Source organism: Streptomyces sp. NPDC034111, from assembly GCF_055575375.1.
Genome location: NZ_JBVIST010000002.1, coordinates 204,191 through 217,255, shown reverse-complemented (window position 1 = coordinate 217,255; position 13,065 = coordinate 204,191). Strand labels below are relative to the sequence as shown.

At 68.1% G+C, this 13,065-nt stretch carries 13 protein-coding genes; 9 read left to right on the top strand and 4 right to left on the bottom strand.

Annotated features, from left to right (window positions below; translation table 11 throughout):
* The first annotated feature begins 78 nt into the window (after positions 1 to 78).
* Positions 79 to 2,241 carry an ATP-binding SpoIIE family protein phosphatase gene (locus ACZ55A_RS06755; RefSeq protein ID WP_468835342.1) on the top strand — a complete coding sequence of 721 codons (2,163 nt, stop codon included), beginning with the start codon at positions 79 to 81 and terminating at the stop codon, positions 2,239 to 2,241.
* Between the two features lie 167 nt (positions 2,242 to 2,408).
* Here the strand turns inward: ACZ55A_RS06755 and ACZ55A_RS06750 are convergent, their stop codons facing one another.
* A complete protein-coding gene (locus tag ACZ55A_RS06750; protein ID WP_468835339.1) occupies positions 2,409 to 3,593 on the bottom strand; it encodes a beta-ketoacyl-[acyl-carrier-protein] synthase family protein in 1,185 nt (394 codons plus the stop codon).
* A gap of 596 nt (positions 3,594 to 4,189) precedes the next feature.
* Between ACZ55A_RS06750 and ACZ55A_RS06745 the strand changes: the two genes are divergently transcribed.
* The gene (locus tag ACZ55A_RS06745; RefSeq protein WP_468836584.1) at positions 4,190 to 4,546 is read left to right on the top strand and encodes a transposase; all 357 of its coding nucleotides are present in this window, start codon (positions 4,190 to 4,192) and stop codon (positions 4,544 to 4,546) included.
* Here ACZ55A_RS06745 and infA read toward each other — a convergent pair.
* The 3 genes from infA to ACZ55A_RS06730 all read right to left on the bottom strand — a co-directional run bounded on the left by infA (position 4,464) and on the right by ACZ55A_RS06730 (position 5,953).
* A complete protein-coding gene (gene infA, locus ACZ55A_RS06740) occupies positions 4,464 to 4,688 on the bottom strand; it encodes a translation initiation factor IF-1 (RefSeq protein ID WP_069759925.1) in 225 nt (74 codons plus the stop codon). The genes ACZ55A_RS06745 and infA overlap by 83 nt on opposite strands.
* Positions 4,685 to 5,479 (bottom strand): GNAT family N-acetyltransferase, encoded by a 795-nt coding sequence (locus ACZ55A_RS06735; RefSeq protein ID WP_468835336.1) that lies wholly within the window; start codon positions 5,477 to 5,479, stop codon positions 4,685 to 4,687. The genes infA and ACZ55A_RS06735 overlap by 4 nt, the downstream gene beginning before the upstream one ends.
* A gap of 174 nt (positions 5,480 to 5,653) precedes the next feature.
* Entirely contained in the window at positions 5,654 to 5,953 is a 300-nt protein-coding gene (locus tag ACZ55A_RS06730; protein WP_468835333.1) for a hypothetical protein, read from the bottom strand.
* 311 nt (positions 5,954 to 6,264) lie between these two features.
* On the opposite strand from ACZ55A_RS06730, the gene ACZ55A_RS06725 reads away from it, so the two are divergent.
* From ACZ55A_RS06725 to ACZ55A_RS06695, 7 genes are all read left to right on the top strand, one after another.
* Positions 6,265 to 6,771 carry a SigE family RNA polymerase sigma factor gene (locus ACZ55A_RS06725; RefSeq protein WP_468835330.1) on the top strand — a complete coding sequence of 169 codons (507 nt, stop codon included), beginning with the start codon at positions 6,265 to 6,267 and terminating at the stop codon, positions 6,769 to 6,771.
* A gap of 11 nt (positions 6,772 to 6,782) precedes the next feature.
* Entirely contained in the window at positions 6,783 to 7,178 is a 396-nt protein-coding gene (locus ACZ55A_RS06720; RefSeq protein ID WP_468835327.1) for a cellulase, read from the top strand.
* 974 nt (positions 7,179 to 8,152) lie between these two features.
* The gene (gene secY / locus ACZ55A_RS06715) at positions 8,153 to 9,463 is read left to right on the top strand and encodes a preprotein translocase subunit SecY (protein WP_468835324.1); all 1,311 of its coding nucleotides are present in this window, start codon (positions 8,153 to 8,155) and stop codon (positions 9,461 to 9,463) included.
* A 1,026-nt stretch (positions 9,464 to 10,489) separates the two neighbouring features.
* Complete coding sequence (locus ACZ55A_RS06710; protein WP_468835321.1) at positions 10,490 to 11,209, top strand: hypothetical protein; 720 nt, start codon at positions 10,490 to 10,492, stop codon at positions 11,207 to 11,209.
* Positions 11,210 to 11,386: 177 nt separating this feature from the next.
* On the top strand, positions 11,387 to 11,533 hold the full coding sequence (locus tag ACZ55A_RS06705) for a hypothetical protein (protein WP_468835318.1): 147 nt from the start codon (positions 11,387 to 11,389) through the stop codon (positions 11,531 to 11,533).
* Between the two features lie 132 nt (positions 11,534 to 11,665).
* Entirely contained in the window at positions 11,666 to 11,848 is a 183-nt protein-coding gene (locus ACZ55A_RS06700; RefSeq protein WP_468835315.1) for a hypothetical protein, read from the top strand.
* 645 nt (positions 11,849 to 12,493) lie between these two features.
* Entirely contained in the window at positions 12,494 to 12,850 is a 357-nt protein-coding gene (locus tag ACZ55A_RS06695; RefSeq protein WP_468835312.1) for a hypothetical protein, read from the top strand.
* The last annotated feature ends 215 nt before the right edge of the window (positions 12,851 to 13,065 follow it).

Here is a 13,065-nt window from a genome sequence, read left to right as displayed (position 1 = left end):
GGTCAGGGATCTCGGGGCCCCGTCGCACGGGTCCGAGTACGGCCCCGGCGCTGTGCCGGGGATTGCTGAGAGAGCCGCATGGACTCCACACCCTCTCCCTCGTCGTCTTCGGCGTTCGACCTGGTCAGCAGCGCCCTGGGACGCTACATCCCGCGCGGCGGAGCGGCAGCGGCCGCCGGTCCTGCCGACGTGCAGGGCGACCGCACCACCCCCCAACGCGTACCCGACAGCCCGGCAGCCAGCCGTCAGGATCAGATCCTCGGCGCGGTCAACCTGGACAGGGATCTGAGAATCACCCGCTGCAATCTGGATGCCCCCGTCTTCGCGGGTCTGGACGCCGTGGCCGGGAGTCCCTTCGTCGATCTCCTGCCCCCCGGGGACGTACCGACGGTCACACGGCGGTTGCGGCAGGTGCTGGAGAGCGGTGAGGCGCACGTCGCCCGGATCCAGCGCCTGCGGCGCGGCGACGGGTCGGAGCTGGTGGTCTCGATGAGCATCCTGCCCGCCGCGGTGCCTGGGGAGGGCCTGACCGTCTCCGTGATCGCCATGGCCAGGAGGCTGCACCTGTACGCCGCCGAGACCGCGATCGGCACCTCGCTGGACATCGGCGACACCGCGCAATCGCTGGCGCAGTCCCTCCTGGCCTGGGGCGACGTGGCCGCCGTCGACCTCGACTTCGCTGTGTGGACGGGCGAGGGAGTCACTGGGCAGGGGCAGGGGTGCATCCGGCTACGGCGGGCGGCTCTGGTGCCGGACCGGGCGTGGCCCGAGGGCTACGTGACTCCGGGCGATGATCTTCCCAGCGACGCGAGTCGCCTGCTGGCGCAGGCGGTACGGCGGGACGACGCCCCGCAGGCCATCGTCATACCCGACCGGGAGGCGGCCGAGCGGGTACTCGGCAGTCCGCGAGTGATGCGTGCCCTGGTGCCCGGCGACCGGTCGGCGGGCGTGGCGTGTATACCGCTGGTCTTGGACGGCGCGCCGCCCGTCGTGCTGGGCGTGGCGGAGGTCTGGCGGCGGGCGGACTGCCCCTTCCGCGACAGCGAGCTGTTCGACCTGCAGGAACTGGTTGCCAGGACCGCCCATCACGTCGACCTGGCCCGTCAGCACCAGCGCGAGCACACGCAGGTGCTGGCGTTGCAGCGCCGGCTGCTGCCCCGGACCGGCGGCGACACCATCGAGATCGCCAGCGTCTACCAGCCCGCCACGCCCGACAGCGCGGGCGTCGGCGGCGACTGGGTGAACAGCTTTCCGCTCCCTGACGGCCGTACCGCGCTGGTGGTCGGTGACGTCGTCGGGCACGGGCTGGGAGCCGCGGCAACCATGGGCCAGCTGAGCATGGAGGCCCGCGCGCTGCTGTCCGCGGGGCTCGCGCCCGACGAGGTACTGGAGCACCTGGACGAAACCGTGACGCTGCTGGACGACTCGGAGTCCGGGCTGGCGGCCGGCTACAGCGCCCTCGGGTCGACCTGCTGCATCGCCATCTACGACCCGGTCAGCCACCATGTGGCGCTGTCCAGCGCCGGCCACCTCCCCCCGGTCCTGGTCCCCCCAGACGGGCACGCGGGCCCGCTCGCGGTCCGCCCTCACCCCGGCCTGGGCGCCGAGTTCGCGCTGCGGGAGCCGTTCGACGTGCACACGTTCGGCGCATCCCCAGGCTCCCTGCTCGCCCTCTACACCGACGGCCTGGTGGAGGATCCGGCCGTGTCGATCGACGAGGGCATTGGCAGGCTGGCTGACGCCGTGTCCAGGGTGCATCCCTGGGACGCCCTGCCGCAGGCCGCACGGCACGTCGTCTCCGCGCTGGCGCCCGTGCGCCGGCGCGACGATGTGACCCTGCTGCTGGCGCGGATGATCGGCTACCGCAAAGGGGACACCGCGACCTGGCGGCTGCCCGCCCGCGACGACGCCCCCGCCCTTGCCCGCGCGCAGGTCTCCGCGCTGCTGCGGCAATGGCGCCCCAGGGGCGGCACCCGGGACAACGCGCTGCTGCTGGTCAGCGAGCTGGTCACGAACGCGGTGCGCTTCGCCGCCGGTCCCATCACGGTACGGCTGATCAGGGCCGGTCACGGCCTGCGGTGTGAGGTGGGCGACACAGGCAACGGCAGGCCACGTCTGAGCCGCGGCGGCCTCCTCGACGACGGCGGTCGTGGCCTGCACATCGTGCACAGGCTCACCACCCGGTGGGGGGTGCGGTGGACGGACACCGGCAAGGTGGTCTGGGCGGAAGTCGCGAGGTGACGCGGCTGCGAGGCGGGGGAGCGGCCGGCGTAGGGGAGCGCGGCGAGGTACGGGCGGCGTACGCGTCATCCGGCGCCACCGACGGTACGGACGGTGCCCTCAGCGGTACCGGTGGCGTGACCGGTGATACGGACGGCCCGTTGCCGGTAGGGGTGCGCGGGCTCGGACTATAGCCACTGCCCTTCCAGGGCGGTGGCGGTGAGGCCTGGTGCCGCCGCGTACAGGACGGCGCGATTGCCCGGCTTCTGCCCGGCGTCGTGCGCCCGCCGCAGGATGTCGAACACGGCGGCGCCTCCGCGGTTGCCGCTGGTGTAGCTCTCCCGGCTGTAGTCCAGCAGTCCCGACGGCCACGCGTCGGGCATCGTCTGCTCCATGTACTCCAGCACCCGGGTCCCGCCGGGGTGCGCCAGCAGCACGTCGGGGTGCCAGGAGCCGGGGTCGTCCTGGTAGCGGACGCGCAGCCACTCCCACATCGCGGTGACTGTCTCCTGTACGGCGCGCGGCCCGCGCCGGTCCATCACGAAGTGGGTGCCGTCCGCCCGTGTCTCCAGGCGGTGCAGGTCCTGGGTGCCGGGCAGGGTGTGGTGCCATGCGGCGTTCAGCCGCAGCGCCGACTCGCGCCTCGGGCGGCCCGTGACCACCGCGGCGACCGCGGTGTCAGCAAACAGCAACCGGACGATCAGGGACTCCAGGGAGTCGTCCGCGGGCTGGTAGGTCGTGCTCAGCGCCTCCGCGATCACGACCAGGACCACCCGGTCGGGGTCCGCGGCCACGAGATCCGCCGCCAGTGCCAGGGAGCGGGTCCCCGCTATACAGGCCCACTGCGTGGCCGGCAGCAGCATGACGTCATTGCGGAGCGGAAGCTTGTTGGCCAGGGCGATGTCGAGACCCGGCAGCGCCGGGGTGGTGGAGTGACTGGTGATGAGGCAGTCGATGTCTGCGGCGTCCAGCCCGGCGATCTGCAGGGCCCCACGCGCGGCACGCTCCCCGTAGGACTGCACGGCCTCCCAGGCCGGCGCGGTGCGCTCCTGGACGGTCTGCGGCGCGGGTATCGCCTCAAGAGCGGCGATCACGCGGTCCACGTCCTGCTGGGTGAACCCGTCGCGCGCCAATGCCTCTTGGGCCGACCCGATGCCGACAGCCCGCAGGCCGCTGCCGATGCCGGGCGCGACGGCGGCCTCCAGCGGCAGCATCCACCCGCGTGTCTCGATGCCCGTGCTGGCCGCGATGCCGTCGATCCGCGGCGCCCACGCCGCATGCGGATGCCGGTCGCGCACCTCCGCCACGATCTGGCTTGTCTCCACGGCGTGCTCGCCGTGTATCACGGCAGGAGGGCAGAGGTAAGCGGCCATAATGGGGCACCTTCCAGGGGGGAGGAACGTCACGATTGCTGTGTCATGCGCCACTTTGGACTTCGCGTCCAAGGGGTTGCCGATGGGTTCCACTTCGGGAGTCGGTATCCGCTGGGAGCATGGACGCTAAATGGACATTTCCGCTGTGATGCAGGCAACTTAGACAGCCTTTGGAGTGCGTGACACGGCACACACCGCCGAAACAGGGGCCCTCGGGGCGGTTCCGCAAGTCTTACCTGACCTGCCGTCAGCCAGGAGCTGTCTGGTCACTGCCTCCGGAGCCGGGCGACACCCCCTGGCGGCACTGCGCGACTCGACCCCAGATCCTCCGCGACCGGGAAGGGGTGCGCTGCGATCGGCAAGCCGTCCGACGTGATGGGCGATAGCGGATGGTGTCCCACCGAGCGGTTCAGTCACTGGTCGAGCTGATTCGGTTTCGGCTGCGGTGGAAGCTGGCGGTCGTCCGTGGCGGGTGTCAGTCCACCACCCTGCGCGTACCTCATACACGCGGCATTCCGCGAGGATCGCGAGGCATCGGCCGCTACGACCGACACCACCCTTTGAAGGTCAGTAGGGTGATGTTGTCTTAGTGGGCGCTGATCGAGCCGCTGCTGCCGCCCTGGCCCGAGAAGGCTCCTGGCCCGCGGCCGGTGCCGGACCGGCTTTGCCTTCAGGGCATCCTGTACGTGCTGCACAACGACATCGCCTGGCAACTGCGGCCCTTGGAGCTGGGGTTGGCCAGGGCCAGACCTGCTGGCGGCGGCTGGATCGGTGGCCGCCGCGGCTGTGCGCGCCATCATCGGGGCCCCGGTCACGGAAACGCCGTGACCGGGGCCCAGGCTCAGCTACCGCGGAAGGTGCCGACCGCCGCTAGTTCCGGTACCGGAACACGATCCGGCCGCGCGTCAGGTCGTACGGAGGGAGCTCCACCAGTACCCGGTCTTCCAGCATGATCTTGATGTAGTTCTTGCGGATCTTCCCGCTGATGTGCGCGAGCACCTGGTGGCCGTTCTCGAGCTCCACGGTGAACATGGCGCTGCGCAGGCACTCGACCACCTTGCCCTCGACTTCGATGACGTTCTTGTGCTTCGTCATCGCACCAGCTCCAGGTTGCTGCTCGCCGGCCGGGCGCCGATGCCCTCGAACAGCGCCGAGGCTGCTTGGTTGGACTCGTGGACTTCGGTCCAGGCCGCGGCGAACCCGGAGCGGTGCAGCGTCCCCAGCGCGTGGGCCAGCAGCGCCCGCGCGATGCCGCGGCGCTGCTCGCCGGCCCGGACCGCGACCAGCCCGATGCGCGGCCGGTTCACCGTCACCGCCCGGATCAGACCCAGGTAGCCGTCCGGCGCCGCGGCCACCGCGTACTTCGACGGGTCGACGATGGTGTCGCCTTCGTGGCGGGGAATTAGCTCCGCGGGCATCGACCGCCACCACCCGACGGTCGCCTCGACCTCGTCACGGATCGCGCGGTCCACCGCCCGCAGCAGACTCTCGTCCGCCTGACCGGCGGGCACGATCGTCACGCCCGAAGGTGGCAGCACTTCGTCGAGCCCTGTGACCCGCGGGTCGGTCGGCACGATGTACTCCCACTCGCGGCGCCGGATCGTGAAACCGGCCCGCCGCCAGCCAGCCGTCAGCTCGACGTCGGCTTCGTCGACCACCGTGTACAGCGGCGCCGGCAGTTCCGCCAGCATCGCCTCGGCGAGCCGGTCGAAGGTGGCGTCGTGCCAGGCGTCGATGCTGACGAACAAGCGTCCGTCGGGCCGGTGCTCCGCATGCCCGCGGCCGACCACCAGGTCGTCATGCAGTGCATGCCAGTGCCTGTCCGCGACGCGCGTGATCATCACCACGTTCTCGCTCAGGCCAGATGTGAAAGGCTTCGTGTTCATCGGAGTCTCCTTCCAGGAGTGCCTCGATCTCAGGCGCTCCTGGCGACACCGAACGTCAGCCGCCGGACCGTGACGGGTTGAGGGAGCACCCATGGGTAACTGTGTTCACGGGTCTCACCTCCATACGACGACTTCACGGTCCACCACGACAGTAGCGGCGGTGCGCCGCCGCGCTCAAATCCTTTCCTGTGAGCTCGTAACGCGATCACGATCCGGTCTTCTTGACGCGTCTCCAGCAGATGAGGCTGCAAGCCAACGAGAGGAAGGAGTCGTGGAGTTCGATACGTCGTTGGTGTAGGTTCCGCTGTCGCCGAGATCACCGGTGACCGTGCCGTGCGCGCCCCAGTCCTTGTGCGGGGCTTCTTCGTCGAGCTCGACCGAGTTCGGATCCCGCAACAGCCGTAGCCCCTCTTGCGGTGTGGAGGCGGTGAAGCTGTAGCGGCCCAGCCACGACGGTGCCTTCCCCAGACTCACTGCAACGCCCTCGACGGCTTCATCGCTGAGACCGGCGTCGTACTCGACTCGCTGTAACTCCAGCCATTCAAGGTCAGTAGCGCCTCTGAATTGGCAGGCCCCCGAAGCTGGGTCATCTGCCGGTGGGGTCGGGACAGACGGCGTGACATGAGAGTGATGAACGCCCACGGGATGTGCGCTTCGGTGTGGGAGTTACGCACGGGGCTGAGATGGGCATGTGAGCCAGCTCACGCTCGGGAACTGCATAGCGGGACGTGGGCCAGTGCCTTTGTAAGGGCGTAGGCGAGTGATCGAGGCGAGGGATGGCGTTGATGGGGCAGTTGCGGGCCGATGCGTTCGACCGGTTCGTCGCGGCTCGTTGGTCGGCACTGCTTCACCTGGCGCATCTGCTCACCGGTGGAGATCGGCATCGGGCCGAGGATCTGCTGCAGGAGGCGCTGGTCAAGCTGTGGTTTGCGTGGCCGAGGGTGGCCGAGCAGGCGCCGGAGGCGTATGTGCGCCGGGTGCTGGCACGTGCGGCGGCTCGCTCGGCGCGACGTCGCTGGTGGGGCGAGCGTCCGGTGGAACGGTTGCCGGAGCTTCCCGAGGCCGGCGATGTGGCCGCTGCCGTGGAGGAACGAACCCGGTTGGAGGCCGCGCTGGCATTGCTGCCGGTGCGGCAGCGCGCCGCGGTGGTGCTGCGCCATTACCAGGACCTGTCCGAGGTGCAGGTTGCCGAGGCGCTGGGGTGTCCGGTGGGCACCGCCCGGTCCCTTACGTCACGGGGCGTGGCGCGGTTGCGCCAGCTCCTCGGTGACGCCATCGAGCCGGTGAAGTGAAAGGAGACATCATGGAAGACTTCGAACACGAACTCGCGCGGATGATGCGCGATACCCAGGCAAATACCCCCTTTGAGGACCAGCACCGGCAGCGGCTGCAAGCTGGGGTCCGTGCCCGTCGGCGTGCTCGGACGGTCTGGATGGCCACCGGCTCGGCGCTGACGATCGCCGGGCTCGGCGTCGGGCTGGAAGTCCTGCCGAGCGCTTTCGCTCAAGGCGGGCCCACCGTTCCTCATCACCAACCCACCTCCACGACCGCCCCGGTCCCCATTCCGACCCGCACCTGCACGACCGCCCCGCTCCCCCTTCCCACCCACACCTCAACAACCGTGCCGGTCCCGATCCCCACCCGCACCTGCACGACCGCCCCGGCCCCGCTCCCGACCCACACCTCAATGACCAAGTAGCGCTGGCCAAGGTTCGGGCTATGGAGCAGGAGCGGACGGTAATGGCAGGAAGACCGAGGCCAAGGCGCGGGGATCCTGGAGCGGCATCGACCCGCCGGCGGAGCAGCCTGATGCCGAACTGACAGCGCGCCCGGGAGGGAGGAGCGGGAGCGGGAGTGCGGTAAGTACGCTTCGAAACTCAGCGCTTACCTGCGCGACTCCGTGCGGCAGCGGCATTGGCCCCGGGTCGAGGAGCACCTCGCCCCATGCGAACGCTGCGCCGCACTGCTGCTGGAGCTTCGAGTCGACCACCACCGGCCGCCCGCCGACCGGCAGATCCGCGAGCCACCGGTGATGTCCGCGTTCCCGCCGCGTCGGTTGCCCACGCCGCGACCAGATCACCGGGCCGCAGCGGGTCAGGCCACTACCCGAACCAACTTCCCCTCGACATCCACATGCTGGCACGTACGGCAGCAACTATCTGACGGAACACGCTCACCAGAATCTCCACATCAGCAACAACGACGCTGCCAGGGTGCCTGTTGGCCCCACCGCAACCGCGCAGCCGTTTAATTCGCAGGCAACCAGCCACTGAGATGGTCCCGCCGGCCAAGGCACCAACCAAGAGATCGCCATGCGGTTCCGCTATCAAAGACGTGCCCAGCGCCGCGCGTTCCATGACTTCACGTCAGTCTTGACTGCACTCAGAAACCTACTCTTGGCCAGCGACGACAGCGCCTGCAACTGGAATTTTGAGGCGTATCCATTGGCGGAAGCCATTGGCGATCAGTCCGCGAAGACAACCGTGCTCGGCTCAACTCTTACCCGTGCGCCTTGTGAGGCAGATTACTTCAGGACCGGAGGGCCGTACCCCAGCGAGCCGCCATTAACGGGTGCTCCAACCACCGAGGTGGAAGCAACTCGTCGGGCAAGGACAGTCGGGAATCAGCAGCAAATGCTCTATCAACTTGCGAGAGTAAGGACGATTTGAAAAAGTGCCTACCGTATTCGTCAGGGTTTTCAAAGCGCCCGGTCTTCGCAAAAAGATACTCTTCACGCTGGGAATCCTTCTTCTCTATCGGTTGGGGCAGAACGTCCCGGCCCCCGGGGTGGATTACCGGAACGTTACGCAGTGCATCAAGGCGGGTGTCGACAACGGCGGCCTCTTCGGCCTGATCAACACGTTCAGCGGTGGTGCGCTACTGCAACTCACCATCTTCGCCCTGGGGATCACGCCGTACATCACGGCGAGCATCATCCTTCAACTGCTGACGGTGGTCATTCCGCGCCTGGAGGCGCTGAAGAAGGAGGGGCAGGCGGGCACTGCGAAGATCACCCAGTACACCCGTTACCTGACGCTGGGCCTGGCGGTGCTCCAGGGCGCCGCCTTGGTGGCCAAAGTCCAAAGCGGTGGGCTCTTCCCCACCTGCCAGGTCCGCACCCAGATCGTCCCGGACACTTCGATCTTCCGGACCTCCGTCATGGTCATCACCATGACCGCCGGCACCGCCGTAGTGATGTGGCTCGGAGAACTCATCACGGACCGCGGCATCGGCAACGGCATGTCAATCCTGATGTTCACCTCCCTCGCCGCCAGCTTCCCGGCCAACCTGGGCGGGATCAAGAAGTCGGGTAAAATCCTGGGCGGCTGGGGCGAGTTCGCCATCGTGATCATGGTCGGCCTCTGCATGGTTTGCCTCGTGGTCTTCGTCGAGCAGGCGCAGCGCCGGATCCCGGTCCAGTACGCAAAACGAATGATCGGCCGCCGTTCATACGGCGGCACTTCGACCTACATCCCGCTGAAAGTGAACCAGGCGGGGGTAATTCCCGTCATCTTCGCCTCATCACTGCTCTCCATCCCCAGTTTGATCGATCTCGGCGGCAACTCGGCGTCAGGATGGGCCCGGTGGATCGCCACCAACCTCGCCAGAGGTGACCAACCCATCTATCTGACGCTTTACTTCCTTCTGATCGTTTTCTTCGCGTTCTTCTACGTCGCCATCTCCTTCACCCCCAAAGAAATTGCCGACAATATGAAGAAGCATGGCGGGTTCATCCCCGGTATCCGGGCCGGCCGACCCACGGCTGACTACCTGGGCTACGTGCTCAACCGGATCACCTGGCCCGGAGCGCTCTACCTGGGGCTGATCGCCCTTGTGCCGACAGCGGCGCTGGTGCTGTTCAACGGCAGCGATTTCCCGTTCGGCGGCACGAGTATCCTCATCATGGTGAGCGTTGGTTTGGAGACCGTGAAGCAGATCGAGAGTCAGCTCCAGCAGCGCAATTACGAAGGGTTCCTGCGCTGACGCGCATTGTCCTGGCTACAAGGCCACCGTAGCCAGGACTGAACAATCGCGGAATGCCGACTCAACCTCGCTCTTTCAGAGGGGGAGCTGTCCGAGGCTCGGTCAGAAGAGCGGCGGGCGCATTCCTCCCCCTACAGCAACAGGACTTGCTGAGGGTTCCGTTGACTGTGAGGAACGAAGCACCTTCGTGTTCGGCTCATCGACGCACTAGCGGCCGGCGGCAAGCGCGTCCTATCCGCACCGCCGGGCCGAAGTACGCCCACACGTCTGGAGGTTGGCCCGGGACGCAGCACAGGACGCCGACAGTCAGGTGACCGTGGACCCGGACGGGCCGGCCTGTTCTGCGAAACCGAACGAGAGACGAGTGGTTGACGGCGACCGAAGGTGCATACAGGCTGTCGCCCGGCTCCGATGCTGAGCTGTACGACCCCTTCCGGTGGCGGAGGAGGACCAGCCCGTGCGCGCCCTTGCCGAAGGCCTGGACCCATGCGCTCTGTGCTGCCCCCACACCGACCTCGGGATCCTCAAGGCCCGAATGGTGTCTCTTCACCAGTAGGCGTGAGGAGTGCGCTTTGCCGCCGCCGAGAGCGTCCGGCCGGGTGTGTTCACGCCGGACGCCGGTAGCCCTGGCGGAATATCGCGTCGGGCTGTGCGCCTGAGACCGGTCGGCGTCCCCTCTCCGATCGACCGGTCCGCCGCCACGTAGGGACGCGTTCCCTGTCGACCAACCGGGCAAGCCGGGGGTCGGCAGGGCGTAGTGCCGCACCAGGGGCGCATCGGTATACCTCGGGCCTGGCGAGGGGGCGGGGTGGGCCGGACAACGCCGCGCCAGTAGGGTGCCGCCACCTGTCCGCACGGGGGCGGCGACCGGAGGAAACGGACAACCGCATGGACTACTGCGTTGGATGCGGGAGCTATCTCGATGGGGCGGAGGTGTGCCCGACGTGTGGCCATGCCCACGGTGGCGTAGCCACCGGGTACCCCCCATCACGGCCGCACCCCCTCTACCAGAGCGGCGTCCCGCTGATGCCCGAGCCGCCGGTCTACGAGCACACGGGAATGCACGGGTACGACGGGGGCCTCGCCCCGTACACCTACGAGCAGACACAGGCGTACGAGCCCCTGGAGTCTTACGAGACAGGGCCCTTTCCCGAACAGGGCGGCAAGCCCAACGGACCCGGCCTGGCCGATGGCGACTTCGCCCCCGGCGCGGCCACCGGCTTTGACGCGGCTGCGGCTGCCGGTCCCGGTGACGGCGACGAGGCGTACGCCTCCCAGGCGACGCGCCGCCGCGGCAAGGGCCCGCGCCGGGCGCGACGCAGCAAGGGCGGCAAGACCAAGCTGGCCCTCGGCGTCGCGGGCGGGGTCGTACTGGTCGGCGTCGTCGCGACAGGCCTGTCGGGGGAACTGCTGCCCACTGGTCCGACACACGAAAGGCACACGGAGTCGCAGGCGTCGCCCACGTTCGTCGACGCGTCCGCCACCGCGCGGCCCGCACCGAGCCGGACCGCGGGAGAGCCGGCTCGTCCGTCGCACGCCGCGAAGCCGTCGGCATCGGCATCGGACGTCGCCGTCTCCCACTCTGCGGTTCCCGCAGCCGCGACCACGGCACCGCCCGTCGCCACCCGCCCCACTGCCAAGGAGCCGCCCCGGCCAAAGCCGTCACCCACGAACGCGGGGTCGAACCCGACGCCCGCACCACGCCCCACACGGTCGCGGACCTGCTTCCTCTTCTGGTGCTCCTAGGTGATCGATGCCACGGGGACCGGAGCCGGAACCAGGAGCCGCACCACGTTCGGGCGACCTGTTGAGGCGACTCCGTGCAGCAGGAGGTCGATGCGGCGGGGAAGGCCGCGGCGTGCCGGCTCCATGCCGAGTCCCGCACCGATGGCCGGGCCTGCGACCGGGGCTGGAGACGACGGAATGGACACACTGGGTGACGAGACGCGCGAACAGCTCGATCGCGGTGAGGCAGGGTTCACCACAAAGGAGCGGGAGAAGACTGTCGCCGACCTCCGGGAGCTGGTCACAGCACACCCCGGTGCACCGGCATGTGCGCTCACCGGATGACCCCAGCCGCGAGATCTTTGCGGAGCCGCACGACTCTGACGGTTTCTCCATGACGGTCCAAGCGCCGGAACCCGGCGATGACGACGGTTCCTGGGAGATCAAGATCGGGCGCTGGGAGCCGGAGAACACAGCATGGCGACGGGTAGCACCGTGATCGGCTGCGCCCTTCCGGCTCCACCGCATGCCGGCGAGATCACAGACTTGCTGAAGTCCGTGGACGAGCAACCGCTGCTGCTTGCTCAGTGGGCCGAGACGCCGGCGGGAACGGCGCTCGCGGGGACGACGTTCGCGGTGACCAAGCGCTACGACTTCTGATCGGGTGTCCGGAAAGGACGTCGGGCTGCCAGTGCGACGGACAGACGCGGCCCGACTCGCTGTGCACCTCACCGCAGCTTCAGCCGCCGCGGTCAGCCCATGAGGGGGCGGCCTCGGCGCCGGTGCTGGGTGCGCGTCCGCAACCCGCACGTCGTCGCCGGAGCGCCAGAAGTTGGGTGACGGCGCGATCTTCGAGACCGTCTACGACCCCGGTAGCGGAGTGCCGGAATGCATTGCTGAAGTGCACGCAACGAGGGAGCGCCTCTGGGCCGACCGCGGGGCAGGCCTGTACGACGCTGCTGATGATGCCGAGTGGTTTCGGGCGCGATACGCCGCCCTGGGGCGTGAACTGGCGGCGTTGGTCGCACCGCAGTGCACGATGGACGTTGACCACGCCCACTCAGCCAATGTTACGAGGTGTGCGCCCGGCGGTTGGGCTGCCCACGTACAGCGGGTTCCTGAGTCGAACAATGTTCTCGACCACCGCTGTTGAACCGAACGGATCGACAGCGGCGTAAACATCGTCTGGGAAAGTCGTGAAGCGCTTTTTGAGCCAAGGAAGGCAAAGTCGATTGTTGAGCGCCAGGGGCATGGCTACCTTGAAGTGATCGAATAACGCAAACTCCAGGGGGCAATGTGCGAAAAATGCGTAGCGCCGCCATCGTCGCGCTCACTGCGCTGGCGCTCACCACAACGAGCACCATTCCTGCATCGGCTTCGACCCGCACGATCAAGACCACCGGGGCGAAGCTGAAATTCTACGCCAAGGGCGACAGGTTCGTCCTGTACGACACGGCCTGTGACAACAAGGAAATCTACGTGGAGTGGAACGTCGGGAACTTTGGCCCGATCGAAGAACACTTCAGCGGCGGATGCCATAAACACCGCACGTTCAAGCACAAGTGGAAGAAGAACGCGATCGTCCGCTACCACCTCTGCCGCAACGTCCGGTGGGGTACCGACAATTGCTCCGTGTACTACGAGAACAACGCGGGTCGTTAAGGGCCGTGAGATCGGACCGGCTGGACGATCCAGTGTTGGCTTCTGCCAGGAGTGGTGAGCGGCTGCGTCGGAGTGGAACCGTCCCGGCTACGGTGTGCCTCCGTCGCAGGTGCTTCACACGAAGGCACCACAGGTGAGCCCCCCACAGCCACCCTGCGGGCCAACCACGACCTCAGCCGGGCAGTGCTGCTCCTAGGTCGAACCGCTCGTCCAGG

Excerpts from the sequence above, each read along its gene's own strand:
- infA (WP_069759925.1), bottom strand. The coding sequence starts at position 4,688 with ATGACGAAGCACAAGAACGTCATCGAAGTCGAGGGCAAGGTGGTCGAG.
- ACZ55A_RS06705 (WP_468835318.1), top strand. The coding sequence starts at position 11,387 with ATGGACACACTGGGTGACGAGACGCGCGAACAGCTCGATCGCGGTGAG.
- ACZ55A_RS06720 (WP_468835327.1), top strand. The coding sequence starts at position 6,783 with ATGGAAGACTTCGAACACGAACTCGCGCGGATGATGCGCGATACCCAG.
- ACZ55A_RS06700 (WP_468835315.1), top strand. The coding sequence starts at position 11,666 with ATGGCGACGGGTAGCACCGTGATCGGCTGCGCCCTTCCGGCTCCACCG.
- ACZ55A_RS06695 (WP_468835312.1), top strand. The coding sequence starts at position 12,494 with ATGCGTAGCGCCGCCATCGTCGCGCTCACTGCGCTGGCGCTCACCACA.
- ACZ55A_RS06725 (WP_468835330.1), top strand. The coding sequence starts at position 6,265 with ATGGGGCAGTTGCGGGCCGATGCGTTCGACCGGTTCGTCGCGGCTCGT.
- ACZ55A_RS06750 (WP_468835339.1), bottom strand. The coding sequence starts at position 3,593 with ATGGCCGCTTACCTCTGCCCTCCTGCCGTGATACACGGCGAGCACGCC.
- ACZ55A_RS06755 (WP_468835342.1), top strand. The coding sequence starts at position 79 with ATGGACTCCACACCCTCTCCCTCGTCGTCTTCGGCGTTCGACCTGGTC.
- ACZ55A_RS06710 (WP_468835321.1), top strand. The coding sequence starts at position 10,490 with ATGCCCGAGCCGCCGGTCTACGAGCACACGGGAATGCACGGGTACGAC.
- ACZ55A_RS06735 (WP_468835336.1), bottom strand. The coding sequence starts at position 5,479 with ATGAACACGAAGCCTTTCACATCTGGCCTGAGCGAGAACGTGGTGATG.